The 17157-nt window shown below is 69.2% G+C and carries 17 protein-coding genes; 5 read left to right on the top strand and 12 right to left on the bottom strand.

Annotated features, from left to right (window positions below; all coding sequences use genetic code 11):
- Positions 1-1620: a BCCT family transporter gene (locus CHB84_RS03785; RefSeq protein ID WP_245818540.1), complete on the bottom strand. Its 1620-nt coding sequence runs from the start codon at positions 1618-1620 to the stop codon at positions 1-3.
- Between the two features lie 75 nt (positions 1621-1695).
- Complete coding sequence (locus CHB84_RS03780) at positions 1696-2436, bottom strand: GntR family transcriptional regulator (protein ID WP_089300051.1); 741 nt, start codon at positions 2434-2436, stop codon at positions 1696-1698.
- 125 nt (positions 2437-2561) lie between these two features.
- On the opposite strand from CHB84_RS03780, the gene CHB84_RS03775 reads away from it, so the two are divergent.
- Together CHB84_RS03775 and nagA are read left to right on the top strand one after the other, a co-directional pair.
- Positions 2562-3626, top strand: a complete 1065-nt coding sequence (locus CHB84_RS03775) for an SIS domain-containing protein (RefSeq protein WP_089300050.1) — start codon at positions 2562-2564, stop codon at positions 3624-3626.
- Positions 3623-4792 (top strand): N-acetylglucosamine-6-phosphate deacetylase, encoded by a 1170-nt coding sequence (gene nagA, locus CHB84_RS03770; protein ID WP_089300122.1) that lies wholly within the window; start codon positions 3623-3625, stop codon positions 4790-4792. The genes CHB84_RS03775 and nagA overlap by 4 nt, the downstream gene beginning before the upstream one ends.
- A gap of 22 nt (positions 4793-4814) precedes the next feature.
- Here the strand turns inward: nagA and CHB84_RS03765 are convergent, their stop codons facing one another.
- Positions 4815-5546, bottom strand: coding sequence for a chymotrypsin family serine protease (locus tag CHB84_RS03765; RefSeq protein WP_141134563.1), 732 nt, complete (start codon positions 5544-5546; stop codon positions 4815-4817).
- A 381-nt stretch (positions 5547-5927) separates the two neighbouring features.
- Here CHB84_RS03765 and cofC point away from each other — a divergent pair, with 381 nt between their 5' ends.
- Positions 5928-6593: a 2-phospho-L-lactate guanylyltransferase gene (cofC, locus tag CHB84_RS03760; RefSeq protein WP_089300048.1), complete on the top strand. Its 666-nt coding sequence runs from the start codon at positions 5928-5930 to the stop codon at positions 6591-6593.
- Here the strand turns inward: cofC and CHB84_RS03755 are convergent.
- The 3 genes from CHB84_RS03755 to CHB84_RS03745 all read right to left on the bottom strand — a co-directional run bounded on the left by CHB84_RS03755 (position 6583) and on the right by CHB84_RS03745 (position 9993).
- Positions 6583-7602 (bottom strand): MBL fold metallo-hydrolase, encoded by a 1020-nt coding sequence (locus CHB84_RS03755; RefSeq protein ID WP_089300121.1) that lies wholly within the window; start codon positions 7600-7602, stop codon positions 6583-6585. The two genes, cofC and CHB84_RS03755, sit on opposite strands and share 11 nt — an antisense overlap.
- A gap of 241 nt (positions 7603-7843) precedes the next feature.
- Positions 7844-9154: an MDR family MFS transporter gene (locus CHB84_RS03750; RefSeq protein ID WP_089300047.1), complete on the bottom strand. Its 1311-nt coding sequence runs from the start codon at positions 9152-9154 to the stop codon at positions 7844-7846.
- On the bottom strand, positions 9151-9993 hold the full coding sequence (locus tag CHB84_RS03745) for a nicotianamine synthase family protein (RefSeq protein WP_176439767.1): 843 nt from the start codon (positions 9991-9993) through the stop codon (positions 9151-9153). The genes CHB84_RS03750 and CHB84_RS03745 overlap by 4 nt, the downstream gene beginning before the upstream one ends.
- Before the next feature lie 193 nt (positions 9994-10186).
- Between CHB84_RS03745 and CHB84_RS03740 the strand changes: the two genes are divergently transcribed.
- On the top strand, positions 10187-11218 hold the full coding sequence (locus tag CHB84_RS03740; protein WP_089300045.1) for a DUF7847 domain-containing protein: 1032 nt from the start codon (positions 10187-10189) through the stop codon (positions 11216-11218).
- A gap of 46 nt (positions 11219-11264) precedes the next feature.
- Here the strand turns inward: CHB84_RS03740 and CHB84_RS03735 are convergent, their stop codons facing one another.
- The 5 genes from CHB84_RS03735 to CHB84_RS03715 form a co-directional block, all read right to left on the bottom strand.
- The gene (locus tag CHB84_RS03735; protein ID WP_176439766.1) at positions 11265-12008 is read right to left on the bottom strand and encodes an ESX secretion-associated protein EspG; all 744 of its coding nucleotides are present in this window, start codon (positions 12006-12008) and stop codon (positions 11265-11267) included.
- A gap of 30 nt (positions 12009-12038) precedes the next feature.
- Positions 12039-13346: a WXG100 family type VII secretion target gene (locus CHB84_RS03730; RefSeq protein ID WP_141134562.1), complete on the bottom strand. Its 1308-nt coding sequence runs from the start codon at positions 13344-13346 to the stop codon at positions 12039-12041.
- Positions 13343-13984, bottom strand: a complete 642-nt coding sequence (locus CHB84_RS03725; protein ID WP_089300042.1) for a DUF3558 domain-containing protein — start codon at positions 13982-13984, stop codon at positions 13343-13345. The genes CHB84_RS03730 and CHB84_RS03725 overlap by 4 nt, the downstream gene beginning before the upstream one ends.
- On the bottom strand, positions 13985-14443 hold the full coding sequence (locus CHB84_RS03720) for a hypothetical protein (protein ID WP_141134561.1): 459 nt from the start codon (positions 14441-14443) through the stop codon (positions 13985-13987). It lies immediately after the preceding gene.
- Positions 14444-14572: 129 nt separating this feature from the next.
- Positions 14573-15394, bottom strand: coding sequence for an SDR family NAD(P)-dependent oxidoreductase (locus tag CHB84_RS03715; RefSeq protein ID WP_089300040.1), 822 nt, complete (start codon positions 15392-15394; stop codon positions 14573-14575).
- A 112-nt stretch (positions 15395-15506) separates the two neighbouring features.
- Here CHB84_RS03715 and CHB84_RS03710 point away from each other — a divergent pair, with 112 nt between their 5' ends.
- Positions 15507-16157 (top strand): phosphoribosyltransferase, encoded by a 651-nt coding sequence (locus CHB84_RS03710; RefSeq protein ID WP_089300039.1) that lies wholly within the window; start codon positions 15507-15509, stop codon positions 16155-16157.
- Between the two features lie 13 nt (positions 16158-16170).
- On the opposite strand, the gene CHB84_RS03705 is transcribed toward CHB84_RS03710, so the two are convergent.
- Positions 16171-17157, bottom strand: coding sequence for a pirin family protein (locus tag CHB84_RS03705; protein WP_089300038.1), 987 nt, complete (start codon positions 17155-17157; stop codon positions 16171-16173).

Here is a 17157-nt window from a genome sequence, read left to right as displayed (position 1 = left end):
TCAGGGTGAGCCCTGGATCCGGTCGGCGAAGGGGCTGCGTGCGGCACCCCGGCGTTCCGGGACCGCGCAGTGTGCGGGGGTGGTCAGGGCGAGCCGGTCGAGGCTGTCCACCCTCCCGTCCGCGTACAACGCGCGCACCAGCCCGTAGCACATCAGCAGCATGATCACGCTGAACGGCAGCGCCGTGGTGATCGCCGCCGTCTGCAGCGCGTCCAGCCCGCCGGAACCGGCAAGCAGCAGCACCGCGGCCACACCGCCCTGCAGCACGGCCCAGAAGACCCGCTGCGCCTTCGGCGCATCCGGGTCGCCACCCGAGGTGAGCATGGCGATCACCAGCGACGCCGAGTCCGACGACGTCACGAAGTACGCCGCCACCAGCACGATCGCCAGGACGGTCAGCACCGTCGTCAGGGGGAGCTGGCCGAGCATGCCGAACAGTGCCACGGCGGGATCGTCGACAGCCTGGCCGGAGAGCGCCCCGCCGGTCTCGGAGTCCACCGAGAACGCCGTGTTGCCGAAGACGGCCATCCACACGACGGTGAACAGCGTCGGCATCAGCAACACGCCGAACACGAACTCACGGATCGTCCGGCCCCTGGACACCCGGGCGATGAACATGCCCACGAACGGGGACCAGCTGATCCACCACCCCCAGTAGAAGATGGTCCAGCCGACCTGCCATCCCGTCTGCTCCTGCGAGTCGGTCCACAACGTGGTCTCGGGCAAGGTCTGGACGTAGTGGCCGAGCTGCTGCACGAAGCTACCCAGCACGTCCGTGGTCGGCCCCGTCACCAGCACGAACAGCATCAGCACGACTCCGATGCCGAGGTTGGTCACCGACAGCCGAAGGATCCCCTTGTCGAGTCCCGCCAGCAGCGAGCACACGGCGGCACAGGTGATCGCGGCGATCAGCACCAGCTGCACACCGGTGGACTGCGGCACCAGATCCAAGCTGGACAATCCGGCGTTGACCTGCAGGATGCCGAAACCCAACGAGGTAGCGACCCCGAACATGGTGCCGAACACCGCGAAGATGTCGACGACGTCTCCGAGACGGCCGTGGATCCGCTCCCCCAGGATCGGGTACAGAGCGCTGCGGATCGCCAGCGGCAGGTTGTGCCGGTAGGAGAAGTAAGCGAGGCAGACCCCGACCACGATGTAGATCGCCCACGCGTGCAGGCCCCAGTGGAAGAAGGTGAAACGCATCGATTCGGTCTCTGCGCGCGCCGTACCGGGCTCGGCCATCGGCGGGTCGGCCAGGTGCGACAGCGGCTCGGCCACCGCCCAGAAGACCAGGCCGATCCCCATACCGGCGGTGAACAGCATCGCGAACCAGGTTATGTACCGGTACTCCGGCTCGCCGTCCTGCTCGCCGAGCCGGATCCGGCCGAACCTGCTCGCGCCCAACCAGATCACGAAGACAAGGAACCCGCCGACTGTGAGTATGTAGTACCAGTCGAACCACGCGGCGATTCCGGACTGCGCGCTGTCGAACATCCGTCGCATCGCCGACGTCGCGGTGAGTCCCACGACCAGGAACGCGAGGATGACCAGCACCGATATACCGAACACGAGCGGACTGGCCGGCAGACGGCGCCGGATCCGCAATCCCACCTGCATCACGACGAGAGTCTGCCAGACCCGCCTGCCGCGCCTTCGGCGGTGTCGGCCACTGCCCGCAGGCAGCGGGATCCGTCATCCGCCACCTGCCGTTCCACCCGTAGCCGGTGTCGGTGCCGGCCGCCCGGCATGGATCTCGGCGACGATGCGGTAGCGATCGCCACGGTAGATCGAGCGCACGAACTCGACGACCGTCCCATGCTCGTCCCGGGACGTTCGCTCGAACAGGAACGCGGGCGTGTGCACCGGCACACCGAGCAACTCCGACTCCTCCGGGTCGGTCACCGTGGGTTCAAGGGCTTGCGATCCGGTGACCACACGCACCCCGAAGCGCTGTTCCAGGAACGCGTAGAACGAGTGATCGGCCAGATCCGTGCCGTGCAGCCCCGGAACGAGTGCGGCCGGCACGTGCAGGTCCTCGATGGCCATGGGCGCCCCGTCCGCCAGGCGTAGCCGCCGCACCCGCAGCACCTCGGCCTCCGGGGAGACCTCGAGCCGCCGCCCGAGCACCGCCCCGGCCGAGCAGGTCGTGGTGTCGAGCGTGCGGGATCCGGGTACGTGGCCACGAGCCAGCATGTCCTCGGTGAACGAGCTCGCGGTCAACGGCTGTGTCACCTTCGTGGCGGCGACGAACGATCCGGCGCCGTGCCTGCGCACTACGCGGCCCGCCGTCACCAGCTCGTCCACGGCCTTGCGCAGGGTCATGCGCGACACCCCGACGCGCGCGGCCAGCTCCCGCTCGGCAGGAAGGGGGTCTCCCGGCCGCATCTCGTCGACGAGGTCCGTCAGGACGTCGCGTACCTGCGCCACTCGCATATGTACCTCCGGTATCAAATAATGTACCATTGGTACAATAGAGGCCGTCCGGCGTCAACCAACCGCGGGACTCGCCGTACGGGGCAGCACACCGTCACGCGCACACCACAACCACGAGGTCGCCGATGAGCACTCCCCCTGCCACCTCCGGAGAGCACCCGCGCGGTGAGCTCATGCTGACCGAGATCCGCGAGCAACCCGGGACCCTCGAGGGAATACTGTCCGGCGGCGCGGCCCGAGCGCGCACGGTCGCGAGCGCGATCGTCACGCGCCGCCCCCGGTTCGTGTTGCTCGCCGCGCGCGGCACCAGCGACCACGCCGCGCTGTACGCGAAGTACCTTGTCGAGATCATGCTCGGGCTTCCGGCCGGGATGGCCTCTCCGTCCACGCTCACCACCTATGATGCGCGTCCGGACATGACGGGGGTCCTGTGGATCGCGGTCAGCCAGTCCGGTGGCTCACCTGATCTTGTCGACTCCACGGCGGCAGCCGGGCGCGCGGGCGCGACCACGCTCGCGGTAACCAACAACGCCGAGTCCGACCTCGCCGCCACGGCGCAGCTCCACCTGGACATGCGCGCCGGCACCGAACGGGCCGTGGCGGCGACCAAGACCTACACTGCGAGCCTGTTGACCCTGTGGCTCCTGCTCACGTACGTACGGGGCGCGCCGACGGACGCCGCGCACGCGTTGCCGGAACGGGCGGCAGCGCTGCTGGACGAGCCGGACGTCCAGTCCGTGGCCGACCGTTTCCGGTTCGCGGGCACCCTTGTCACGACCGCGCGGGGCTATGCCTATGCCACGGCACGGGAAGCGGCGCTGAAACTGATGGAGACGGCGTACCTGTCCGCGCACGCCTTCTCCGGGGCCGATCTGCTGCACGGCCCCCTGGCCATGATCGACCAGGACCGCCCCGTCATCGCGGTGATCCCGGAAGGCGCGGGCGGGCAGGCGATGCGGCCGGTCGTCGACAACGTCCATGAGCGCGGCGCCGAGCTGTGCGTACTCGGCGACCCGTCCGTGGCGGGAGGCGGTGACTGCGTGCTCGCCCTGCCCGCGGGCACCGAGGAGCAGCTCCTGCCGATCCTGCAGATCGTCCCGCTGCAACGGCTCGCGCACACCATGGCGCTCGCCCGCGGGTACGACCCGGACGCGCCACGCGGCCTGCGCAAGGAGACCTCGACGTGGTGAGCGAGCAGACGTCCCGGCCGGACGGGCACGTACTCCGTGCCGGGACGGTCACCACGCCGACGGAGTCCCATCACCACGGGTGGGTACACATCGTCGGGGACCGCGTACGGCAGGTGGGCGCCGGCGAACCACCCGTACCGGCGCCTGTCGTTCACCTGCCCGCACTGACAGTCCTACCCGGATTCGTGGACGCGCACACGCACGGCGGGGGCGGCTTCAGCTATTCCGACGGCGACCCGGACGCCGCAGCGAACGCCGCGCGCACCCACTTGCGCCACGGCACGACGAGCACGGTGGCCAGCCTGGTCTCGGCCCCTCTGGAGAGCCTCGAGCGTGCCGTGCGCGCGCTCGCCGACCTCGTCGACGACGGCCTGCTGTCCGGTGTGCACCTCGAAGGCCCGTGGCTGAGCGAGAGGCACCGAGGTGCGCACGCTCCGGAGCACCTCCGCCCTCCCCGGCCCGAGGAGGTGGAAAGGCTACTCACCGCGGGCAGGGGAACGATTTCCATGGTGACCCTCGCCCCCGAGCTCGACGGTGGCATCGACGCCGTGCGGCGCATCGTCGGACACGGCGCGGTGGCCGCCATCGGGCACACCGACGCCACGTACGCGACCACCCGGCGCGCCATCGATGCGGGCGCCACGGTCGGCACGCACCTGTTCAACGGCATGCGCTCGACGCACCACAGGGAACCCGGACCTGCGGTGGCCCTGACCGAGGACGGTCGCTGCCGGGTGGAGCTCATCGCCGATGGTCATCACCTGCACGACGCGATGCTGCGGCACGCGGCACTGGTCGCGGGGACCGATCGCGTCCTGCTGGTCAGTGACTCGATAGCCGCCGCGGGAGCGCCGGACGGTCGGTACCGCGTCGGCGAGCTCGACGTCGTCGTCCGGCACGGCCAGGCGCGGCTGGCCACCACCGGCTCGCTGGCAGGCAGCACGCTGACGCTCGACGCAGCAGTGCGGCGGTTCGTCGAGGCCACCGGCTACCCGCTGGGGCAGGCCGTTCGCGCGGCGTCGTCGACGCCTGCCCGCACGCTCGGGCTCACCGACGCGGGTTCCCTCGCGCCCGGCCACCGGGCGGACCTTGTCGCCGTGAACGACGCGCTTCGGGTCGAGGGCGTGATGCGCGCGGGGCGATGGGTGATCCGGCCGGGTTCGTGACGCGCGGCCGGTCACGCCGGTGTCAGCCCACGGTACGCAGCGTCACGGTGAAGCCGGACGCGGCCGCATCGGCGAACATGCCCTCGAGCGAGACGCCACCTTCCCCGACGTAGGGCAGCTCGGCAACGCCTGCACCCAGCGTGTTCACCAGTCCCAGCGCCTTGTTGCCGTCGGTGAGGTCGGCGACCGGCCCGCCGGAGTCTCCCGGGCTGACCGCGCCGTTGACGTAGTGCTGCGTGCCGTCGTTGTATCCGAGGATGCCGACGCGCTGTTCCTGCGTGATCGGGGTCAGGTGGAAGCCGACTCCGTGCCCCGAGAACTGGATCAGATCCCCGACCTGCGCGGTCTCGGTGGTGGACACCCCGGTGGGAATCGCCGGATGGCCCTGCATGGCCGGATCGACCAGATCGGTGTGCTCGGTGTCGATCTCGATGAACGCGTAGTCCAGCTCGTCGGCGACGAAGGCGACCTCACCGAACTCGACGGTCGCCTCTCCCAAGCTCGATGTGGCCAGGGAGATGCGTTGGCCGACCCCGTCGACACAGTGTGCCGCCGTTCCGCCGTAGACACTGCCTGCCTGGTCTCCCGTCCCGTCGTATATCCAGTTCAGCGTGCAGTAGCCGTCCCCGGTGGTGATCGAGGCACCCGGCTGGATGACTTCCTGTTGCGCTACGGCCTGGCCCGGCGCGAGCGCCAGCGCGGCCAAGGCGGAACCAGCGGCGAGCGCTGCCACACGCAGTAACCGTCTCGTCATGGCGACACATTCCTTGTCTGTCCGGCACACGAACCCTGTTGGACATCACACTAACGGGTGAACCGCGTCGGTGAAACACGTTCCCGTATTACCGGTTGGTCACGACGTCACCGTTGCCGGGGACGGGAACGCGGGCGGGGCCGTGGGCGTGCGGCGCACCGAGTGGTCTCCCTCACCAGTCGTTTCCGCCACGCAGTCCCGCGAGCAGCCGATCGACACCCGCCTTGCCGGAGCTGACGGGCGCGGCGAACCCGTCACGCACGAGAGCCGTCGATTGTGCACTCGCAGTATGCTTGAGTCCGGTGGCCGCCGATCGGACGTCGCGGAACCACCCCATCGACCAACCGCCCTGACACGTAAGTACCCCGGACACAGGCTGAGATGCGCACAGTGGACCTCGTCGTACCGGTAAAGGGTCTGCCCTTTGCCAAGAGCAGGCTGCTCGCCTCATTCGGCTCGGGCGACCGCGCCGAACACCAGCGCACCGTGCTCGCCCTGATCACCGATACCGTGTCGGCCGTCCTCGCGGCCGAGGCCGTACGAGAGGTGCTGGTAGTCACCCCGGACCCCGACGTGACGGCCGCGGGTCGCGAGCTCGGTGCGTCGACGCTGCCGGACACCTCCGCAGGCGGGCTCAACGCCGCCCTCGAACTCGGCGAGCGCCACCTGCGCGAACGGTATCCCGGCACGCGGGTCGGGGCACTGCTGGCTGACCTGCCCGCGCTACGCCCCGTCGAGGTCACAGCTGCCGTACATGCCGCGCGGGGCGCTCGCGCGTTCTGCCCCGACAGGGAAGGTACCGGGACGACGCTGCTGCTCAGCGCCGAAGGTGGGGCGCTCGAGCCACGTTTCGGACCGAGCTCCGCGGCGGCACACCTGGCAAGCGGGGCCGTCCCGCTGTGGGGCCCGTGGCCGGGTCTGCGGTGTGACGTGGACACCAGCAACGACCTCGGTGCCGCCACCGAGCTGGGACTCGGCGCGGCCACCGTCGGAGTCGCCCCCGACCCCGCGGTCCCGCCGGAACGTCCCCGCGCGGTCAGGGCGTAGCCGGCGAGTAGTGGTCGACGCCGTCGACGGAACGCACATCGAGCAGGCCACGCTCGGCGAGCAGCCGCAGGTGTGCTGCCGTCTCGGCCACAGCGAGAAACCGGTTGAACTCGTCGAGCTCGGCGAAGGACCGCGCACGCCGGGTCCACCCGAGCATGCCCGCTGTCTCGTAAACCGTGCGCGCGCCATCCGAGACCGCTCGTGCCGTGTCGGCCAGCCGGCGGTCGTGGTGCTCGAGCAACTCCTCAACCCGCGAGTGCGCGCTGTCGGCGACCGGGCCGTGCGCAGGCAACAGGCGCATATCGGCATAGTCGCGCAACCTGCTCAGCGAGCGCAGGAAATCGCCGAGGGGTGAGCTGGCCATCGCAGGCTCGAAACCGATCGACGGGGTGATGTGTGGCAGCACGTGGTCGCCGCTGAACAGCAAGCCGGAACCGGTGTCGCAGAACACCAGGTGCCCGCGGGTATGACCCGGGGTCGGTACCGCGCGCAGGACGCGCTTGTTCAGCTCGATGTCGACCACGTCGTCGATCCACTCGTCGGGCCAGTCAAAGCTGCGGCGCACGACGTCCGGATCGTAGCTCGCGGCGAGCTCGGCGAGGTGTCCCTCCGCACCCCATCGACGCAGTTCACCCATCCGGCCGGCGGTGTCCTCGTCCAACATCGCCCGCAGAGTCGGCCGCTCACCCTCCCCCAGCGCGATCGGCATACCGAACTCCCTGCGCAGCGAGACGCCGAGGGTGTAGTGGTCGCGATGCACATGGGTGGCGAGGATGCGACGCACGTCGGCGAGCTCGTAGCCGAGCGAGGCCAGCGCCGACCGGAGTGCCTCACGCGCCTCCGGCACGTCCCATCCGGCGTCGACGAGGACCACCCCGTCACCGTCCTCGATCGCGTACACGTTGACCGCGCGCAGGCCGTCGTTGGGCATCGGCAATGGCATCCGGTAGACGCCGGGAGCAACCTCGTGCGCTCCCGGTTCGGTCCACGCCGTCGAGCTCGTAGTCATCCTGCCTCCCATGACGCGACATCCACGCACGCCGGCCCTGATCCAAGCAAGCGCTCAGTTGACAGGGTACCGACCGCCGTCAGGGGCGACTCGGCACCGCCGGGCACGTCCCTGACGGCCGGACCGGAACCCGGCGCGTACCAGCGCTCGGGTGGGCGGGCCCGGTCCACCGAAGCAGCCCGTGGTCAGCAGCGCGACCGGCACCGCCCCCGCGAAGCGCCGTATACCGTGTGCGGCTCGTCTATCCGTCACCTCCGTCAGCAGATGCGGTTCGATGGGCAGGTGACAGCGCGCCTCTCCGGGCGAGCACGCCCATCGCGGCCGCACCGGCCAGCGGAACGGCCGTGAGCACGATCCAGGCGGATGCGGAGCCGAGTCCGGGCGAGTCCGACACGTCGAGCAGCGCCCCCGTAACCGTGCTCCCGGCCAGCACCGCGGCACCGCCGACCGAGTGCACGAGTCCAAAGTAGGTACCCAGGCGCCGCTCCGCCGCCAACCGGGCAACGACGTCCTTGGCGAACGGTACCGCGAGCATCTGGCCGAGCGTGAGCAGCACGACCATGGCGATCGCGGGCACGACGGCGACCGGACCGGCAGCAGGCGGGAAGAACGCGACGACGGCGACCACCAGGAACCCGGCCGCCATGCCGAGGAGACCCACCACCATCCCGCGGTCGGACCCGAGCCTGCGGCGTGCCCATGCCGTCGCCGGAAGCTGGCCGGCCACCACCATCACCGACGACAACGCGAACAGCCAGCCGAGCGCGGCCTCGCTACCCGTGGCACGCCGCAGCTCCGCGGGCAGCGCGAGGTAGAGCTGGTTGTAGCTGACCAGGTAGCCGGCATAGCCGGCTGCGAACACGAGGAAGGTTCCGTTGGCCAGCACCGAACGCCACCCGAACAGGATCGGTTCCGGATCGTGCGCGCCGCCGTGGCCCGGCAACCACCGCAGGTGTGCCAGGGCGACGGCCACGAAGATCCCGGCCGCCACGGTGCACACCACCGTGAAGTCGGCCAGCAGCAACAACGCGCCCAGCATCGGGCCGACGACCGCGCCCAGTTCGCCGGCCACCGCGAACAGCGCGAACACATCCGACCGGCGCGCCCCGCCCGAGCGGTCGAGGGCGCCTGCCTCACGGGCCAGCAGCGCCTCCACGGCCGGGGAGAACAGCGCCGCGGCGACCCCGGTGAGCAACGCACCGACGACGATGCCCGGCGCCGATCCCGCCTGGCCGAGCAGGAGAAAACCGAGCACCCGCAGCGCGCAGCCGAGCAGGACCATCGGTTTCGGCCCGAACCGGTCGGCGAGCGCTCCGCCGAGGAAGAACAGTCCCTGCTGGCTGAACGTGCGCAATCCGAGCACCAGCCCGACCATCCACCCCGCCAGCGCGAGGTCGCCCGCCATGTGCCCGAACAGGTACGGCACCACGAGGTAGAAACCGATGTTGAACACCAGCTGGCTGATCACAAGCAGGCGCACCACACCAGGCAGCTCGCCCAGCTCGGCGAGGCGGAACCAGCGCGAGCGCACCCGCCGCAGCGTCGCGATCACACGGTCCCCGCACCCGCCGGGCGCGCGACCAGTACCGAGTTGACGATGTCGGTGTAGGGGTGCACCTCGAGCTCGACGCGCAACCCGGTCAGGTCCTCGGCCCGTACCTGCGGGTACAGCAGCCTGCGCAGCCGCACGGCCGACCGCACGAGCACCAGTGTGTGGGCAGGCAGCAGCGCGCCGAGCCGCTCGCCGATGGCGCGTTTGGCCCGCGCGTCCTGTCCGGCCAGTGCGGCAAGCACGACGACGTCGCAGGTGTGCACCCCGGCCTGTACGAGCGTGTCCACACAGTCCGGATCCTCCAGGTCGGCGCGTACCCCCGTGCCCACTCCTGGCACGTCGAGCGCGCTCGCCACCGCAGCACCCGAAGCGAGGCTGTCACCGTCCCGGTCGACGTGCACGACGCGTGCGCCGTACTCGCCGGCGAGTATCAGGCCCGTCAGCGGAAGCGGCCCGGAACCGAGCACGGCGACGCGCGCAGGCCGCGGCTCCCCCATCGCGGCTACCATGCCGAGCTCCATCCGCACCAGGTCGCGGTAGTTGTTCAGGTACGGGAAGCGGGCGAGCTCCGCCTCCGGGTCCGTGGCCGCGGCGATGCGCCGGGCCCAGTACTCCTCGAGCGCGGACTCGCCGCTCGCGCACAGGTTCTGCAGCGCGCTCGCGTGCTGATCGAGCCCGGCCATGGCTGCCTCGGCGACCCGGGGCGGCGTCGAGCAGCACAGCTCGACCAGCTCGGTGAACAGCGCGTCCACCGTGTCGGACGGGTTCAGGTCGGGTACCGCCTCCAGCTGCTCGCGCAGCTGCCCCACTCGATGCGCCACCGCGCTCGGACCACTCACTCGATCATCTCCTCCCAGCCTCGCACCGAGATACTAATGGAAATGATTGTCATTGCTGCAGTGGGTGCGGGGGTCCATCTCACTCCCGCCACCCCGCTCCCTCGACCACCCGGGCCGGCGACGCCATCGGCTAGAGTGACCTGTACACCCGCGAGGCACCTTTGGACAGCTCGAACACGGCGAGTAGGTAGTAATGAGCGACGCGCGCGACAGGCCCGACCCCGATCCGAACGAGGAGCGGCAGCCGGGCGAGGAGAACCGGTACTCCTCCGAATACCCGGGGGTGGCGCCGTTGCCGCCGGAGAGCAGCGCGCCGCTGGGTGGTGGCGGCTGGCCCGACCTGGGAAGCTTCCAGCCTGGCGTGATCCCGCTACGACCACTCGGGCTCGGCGACATCCTCGGTGGCGCGCTGGCCACCCTTCGCTCGCACGCGGCCATGCTGTTCGGCGCGGCGTTCGTTGTCGTTGGTATCGGGCAGCTGCTGGCGCTGGCGCTGGTCTGGCCGCGTATTCAGGAGCTGACCGCGACGGCCGGTACCGGCGAGGCCACCGACGAGCAGCTGGCGGGCCTGATGCTCGACAACCTGGCCGTGAACGGGGTCTCGCTCGGGTTCATGATGTTGGCGCAGTTGTTCGTGACCGGTCTGGCCACGATCGTTGTCGGGAAGGCCGTGCTCGGCCGGACCGTCGGCTTCGCGGAGGCGTGGGAGGACCTCAGGCCCCGTCTGATCCCTCTTCTCGGCGTCACATTCCTGGTAGGGGTCATCGTGTTCGCCGGCGCCATGCTGTTCCTCATCCCGGGGATCTGGGCGGCGATAGTGCTCGCCCTGGCCGCTCCCGCCCTGGTGCTGGAGCGCTCCTCGGTTCTGCACGCGATGCGCCGCTCCTGGGATCTGGTGCTCAACTCGTGGTGGCGGATCTTCGGGATCATGGCACTGGTCGTAGTGATCACCGTCGTCATCAACCTCGTTGTGACGCTGCCGTTCGGGATCATGGCGGGCGGCAGCGTCGACCCGGCTTCGACGACCACGAACGAGCAGATCATCCTGACCACGGTCGGCGAGGTCCTCGCCGCCTCAGTCGCGTACCCGTTCGCCGTCACGGTAACGGCCCTTGTCTACATCGACCGCAGGATCCGCACGGAGGGCTTGGCCCTCGAGCTGGCTCGCGCTGCGGGCATGGCCCCGCCCGACGCGGGCCCGCCCGGCTCTCCGCACGCGTGGTGAACCTTCCGTACACGGTTCGGGGCAGGACCTGCGGCGCGGAGGTAGGCTAGCCGCGCAGTCGCTGCTCCAGTTCGGACAGTTGCGTGGCGACGGTCGGTGTGTCGCCCGATCGCAGGGTGTACCACCCGTTCGCACCCGGCGTGAGTAGCAGCCTGCCCGAGCCGGTGTCGATCCAGCACGGGACGGGAGCCTTGTTCACCCGGCGAGTGCCCTGCTGGTCACGCACTCCGACGAAGAGCTGCCCCGCGTTACTGCGCTCTTCCTCCAACCACCGTTTCATGCGTTTGGCGTCGTTGGCCGACGGCCCCGACGGTAGGGACTTGCCATCCGCCAGCGCCAGCAGGTCGGCCCCGTCGCAGTTGATGGACTTCGTCTGCGCGGCGGGCGTGTCGGGGAGCGCGGAAACCAGCCGCACACCGAGCTGTTCGCCCGGGATGGGTTCGATGTCGATACGCCGGTTGTCGGCGTGCACGAGTACGGCCTCCCTGCCGAGCACGGCGCTGCGGACGCTCCTGCGCTCCGTACCTGGCTCACCGAAGTAGGTGTAGTACTCGACGGTGGGGCGCTGCATGGTGACCAGCGTGTCGTAGAAGGCCTCGGACACCCGCGTGCCATCCACCAAGCCCTGCTCGCGCAGCTCACCGAGCACCCGCACATCGCGCTCGCGGGCGGCATCCGGCGGATACCACATGACGCCGCCGAGCAACGTGGTGTGGGCCTCGCCGAGGTTCTCCTTGTCCAGCAGCGTGGAGTAGGTCTCCAGGCTGATCGTCACCGGCCGCGTGATCACCGCCACTCCCCCTCTCGTGTACCCGTGCGGCTACTCGCCGATGACCCCATCGATGATGACCATCCCCGTCACCGGGTCGTACTCCTTCTCCCCATGCTCATCCCGCATCACCGGCAACCCACTGTCCAGCTGCTCATCCTGCACGAACTTGCGCTCATGCTCCTCATCGCCACCACCCTGGCCACCACGACCACCGCCAGCACCCATCATGCCCCCACCCATCGGACGGGCACCCCCAGCACCAGCCTGACCCCCGGCAGCACCGGCCGCGCCTCCCGAACCGGTCGGCCCGAACTGGCCCTGCCCGCTATAGGCACCCGCACCACCCGGACCCCCACCAGCAGCACCACCGGCACCAGCCATGCCGCCGGCCACCATCCCCCCAGCGGCCATGCCCCCAGCGCCACCAGCGCCCGAGCCGGTCGGCCCGAAATCCCCAGCGGCACGCCCTGCCCCCAGCCCCGAGGCGCTCGTGCCACTCGGCGGGATCACCGTCCCATCCGGACGCACCAAACTCCCATCCGGCCGCCGGATCGTGCCATCCGGATACCGAATACTGCCATCCGGCAACCGCACACCACCCTGCCGACCACCAGCACCAGTGCCCGACCCCCCAGCAGCAGCACCACCGGAACCGGCACCACCAGCCCCCGCGGCACCGGTCCCCCCGACCCCCGGCGCAGTCGTCGAACCACCGCTCCCAGCGGGCGCCGCCCCAGCCGGAACTGTCGTACCAGCACCACCCGACGCGGTCGGCGCCGTACCCGCTCCGCCGCCGATGGCGCTGCCGGATCGGCTGAACTCGGCGTCGGAGGAGTTGAACGTCGGCTTCGGGTACTCGGTCACCAACTGGGTCGTGTTGGCCTGCGTAGTGTTGGTGTAGCCCTGGTAGATCTCCACGTTGCGCTGGGCGACCGCGTTCCACTCGGCACGCTTCTCGTCCTCGCTCTCCCTGCCGGGCAGAAAGCTGAAACTGTCCCCCTCTGGCGGCTTGTCCGAGGTTTTCTCCATCCTGTCGCGGTCCTCGATGAACGCATTGCTCTGCGCCTGGAAGTTCATCGTGGACGGTTCCAGGTTCTCCGAGACCTGCGCCGAGTACTCCTCGAACCGCTTCATCTCTGCCTTGGCTGTCTGCGACGCCTCGCCCTGCCAGGCCTCGTCCATCGCCATTCGCAGCGCGGAAAGCCGAATCGAGATGTCCCGATGCTGGTTACGCAGCTTCTGCGCGGCATCGCAGGCCGCATCGAGCGTGCTGGTCGGCGCGGGTTTGGCATGCATCTTGTCGTAGAGCTCATGGCCGCTGTAGCAGACCTCACCGGGAATCATTCCGTACGTCATTCCTCCCCCTCGGTCATCGTCTCGATCGCCAGACCTGCGAGTTCGTGCGCCGTACCGCACGGATCAGCGCTGTACTCGTTATCGACCCCGATAGCCGTGACGCCAATGTCATAGGCAAAATCATCGCGCAATCCGACCGCTACTGAGCAGCGCCCGCTCTCGCGCCCATCATGCTGGCTATACGCCACGATCGGATGTCCTTCGATCGGATCCAACTCCTCGAACAAGTCCAACGAATCACGTTGCGCGTACACAGAACTCACGCCCTGCTCATCCAACTGACCGAAAATCCCACTGAACGAACCATCCGAACGCGGGTCGAAAATCCATTGACATGTCGGACCGACGGGTGCCTTCGGCTCTGGAGTCACTTCTAGAATCTCGAACCCAGCCACTTCCAGCGCATCAACGTCGAACACGCTACACGGTTCACCCAAGAATGGCTCCGGGTCGATCGGGTTATCCACCGAAGGCGCTCCACTGTGCGGCAGTTCGACGCCACCCGGATCTGGATCGCCAGTCGCCCCCGGGCCGTCTCCATCATCCGTCGACTCCGGAGAGCCATCTGTGTCACTGGTGCATCCCGCTACCAAAAGCGCGAACCCGGCCACAAGCGCGGCGATTCTGTATGTAACCATTCAGGCCTGAACTCCCCGGTTCAGATCGTCAGCGACCTGCTCCTCGTGTTCCAGGTACTCGTCGCGCACCTGCTTCAAGTGCTCCACGAACTTTCTCAAGCTATCGATCTCGGCCTCGGCGAACGCCAGGTACTCCTTACCAGCGCCATTAGCCGTCTCGACCATCCACTCGCTGGCGTACTCGTCGCCCATCGGCTGGATACGTGCAAGGTAATCTGCCTGAGACAGGGAACGCTCCCGTTCGCTGATGATCACCTCCAGCTCGCCGATCACGTGGTCGACGCCGTCGCGGTCGAAGGAGATGTCCGGCACGCCTGCGTGGGCCACGGCCTCCCGCATCTGCCACAGGGCCTCCTGCGCCGACCGCACGGGATTGTCGATCGGGAGGTTCTCCATGACCTCGGCTTGGTCCATTCCGCTCGGACGGCCCTGTGACCGATCCTCCTCGGAATCCGACATCGACACGCTCCTCCCCATCATCACGAGCTGCCCCAGGACAGCCGGCACCCGAGCGCACAGATTAGCAACCGGGAGCGCCGCCTGCGACCGGTTCGGCCCGATCGGACCGCGGGAGGGGAACCCCTGGCGTTACTTCCGGGGACCGAGCCGTGCTGCCGCACCGACGATGCGCTGGTAGACGGACCCGAACAGCCGGGCCATGCCGTCGAGCGCGTAGGCGTCCGCGCCCACGAGGATCTTCGCCTCGTTCTTGTGCACGCCCCGCAGGATACGGTCAGCGGCGCTATCCGGTGTGGTACGCGCCACACGTTCGAACAGGGCGGTCAGCTCGTCGGTGTTGAGCCCCTCGGCAGCTCGCGAGTTCCTGGCGATGTTGGTCTTGATCCCGCCGGGATGCACGCAGCTGACCCCCACCGGCTGCTTGTCGAGCCGCACCTCCTGGCGCAACGCCTCGGTGAACCCGCGCACCGCGAACTTGGTCGCGTTGTACGCACCCTGACTGGGAACCGCAATGATGCCGAACACGCTGGAGACGTTCACCAGATGCCCGTCACCGGACTCGACGAGGTGCGGCAGGAACGCCTTCGTCCCGTGCACGACCCCCCAGAAGTTGATGCCGACGATCCAGTCGAGGTCCTCCCAGGTCATATCCGCCACGTTCGCGGTGAGGGCGACGCCCGCGTTGTTGAACAGCAGGTTCACCCGGCCGAAGTCGGCGACCACGGTCTCGGCGTGGGACTGCACCGCCGCGCGGTCGGCCACATCGAGCACGTAGTGGCGCGCCTGCGCGCCCTCCTTCTCGCACAACCCCGCCGTCTCGGCCACCCCCGCCGAGTCGACGTCCGACAGGGCAAGCCGAGCACCCTGCCTGGCCAGCGCGACGGCGAGCGCCCTGCCGATGCCTGATCCCGCCCCGGTAATCACGGCCACCTTGCCCGAGAAGTCCTTCACCGCCGCGCCTCGATTCCTGTCCCCGTTTGGCTGTCACGAACGGACTCAGCATAACTTACTATCAGTAAGTTATCTAGTCTTCTGCCGCGTTCGAGCGCATGATGGACGTGTGATGGCACGACACCGGTTCGCCGACCGCCTGGAGGCCGGACGCCTCCTCGGCAGGGACCTGGCGCGCCGGCACTGGACCGACCCGGTCGTGCTGGGACTCGCGCGCGGCGGTATGCCCGTGGCCGCCGGGGTGGCCGATGCCCTTGGCGCTCCACTCGACGTGATGGTCGCGCGCAAGATCGGAGCCCCTACCCAGCCCGAACTGGCGATCGGTGCGGTCACAGCGGACGGCGCGCACCTGTACGACACGGCATCGCTGCGCGCGTTCGGCCTCGAGCCCGCGCAGCTGGACGATCGCCGCGCATCCGAGGCGGCCGAGGCCCGCAGGCGCCAGAACGCCTACCGCGACGAAGGTCCCCTCAAGGTACGCGGATGCGACGTCGTCCTCGTCGACGACGGCCTCGCCACCGGCCTCACTGCCGTCGCGGCCGTGCGCGCGTTGCGCCACTACGACCCGCTGTCGATCACCGTCGCCGTACCGGTGGCCTCGACGTCCGCCCGCGAGCGCGTGGAGACCGAGGCCGATGCCGTGCACACCCTCGACGAACCATCGACGTTCTACGCCGTCGGCCAGTGGTACCGCGACTTCCACCAGGTCGAGGACGACGAGGTGCACGCCATACTGCGCCAGCGCTCCGGCAGCGACGTGTGAGCCGAGCTCACCGTCAGTGACCCCCGCCGGGAGCCCCGCCGTCCTTGGGAGTGGCGGGAATCGTGCCGAGCCTGCCGGCCTGGAAGTCCTCGACCGCCGTGATCAGCTCGTCGCGAGTGTTCATCACGAACGGCCCGTACGCGGCGATCGGCTCCCGGATGGGTTGACCGCCGAGCACCAGAACGTCCAGCTGCGGGCTGCGGCTCTCCTGGGTGGTCCCGGCGCGCACCGTCAGCGCGTCACCGGCCCCGAACACCGCGAGGTTGCCTGTCGAGACGGGACGGTGCTCCGCTCCCACGGTGCCCGAACCGGCCAGGACATACACCAGCGCGTTGAAGTCCGGACGCCACGGCAAGCGCACCTGCGCTCCCGGCGAGACCGTGGCGTGCACCATCGTGATCGGCGTGTGCGTGACACCCGGACCCGTGTGACCACCCACCTCACCGGCGATCAGCCGCAGCACGGCACCGCCGTCCTCGGTGGTCAGCAGCTTCACCTCACCGCCGCCGATATCCTGGTAGCGGGGGTCGGTCATCTTCATCCGCGCGGGCAGGTTCACCCACAGCTGCACCCCGTGGAACAGGCCACCGGACATCACGACGGCCTCGGGCGGAGCCTCGATGTGCAGCAACCCGCTCCCCGCCGTCATCCACTGCGTGTCACCACCGGCGATGAGCCCGCCACCCCCTGTGGAGTCCTGGTGCTCGATCTGTCCGTCCAGCATGTAGGTGACCGTCTCGAACCCGCGGTGCGGGTGCCATGCGGTGCCCTTGGGCTCGCCCGGCGCGTACTCGACCTCCCCCATCTGATCCATGTGAATGAACGGGTCGAGATCGCGGTGGTTGACACCCGCGAACGCCCTGCGTACCGGGAATCCTTCCCCCTCGTACCCCTGGGGAGCCGCTGTCACCGCGGACACGGTGCGCTCCACGCTCGTCGAGACATCCGGGCCGGCCACCCTGGGCAGCACCAGAACGTCGTCTACCGTCACGGCTGGCAT

The organism is Haloechinothrix alba (assembly GCF_900188115.1).
Taxonomy (GTDB): Bacteria; Actinomycetota; Actinomycetes; order Mycobacteriales; family Pseudonocardiaceae; genus Haloechinothrix; species Haloechinothrix alba.
Note: the sequence above shows the minus strand (reverse complement) of the source record. Positions and strands in the feature narration are given on the sequence as shown.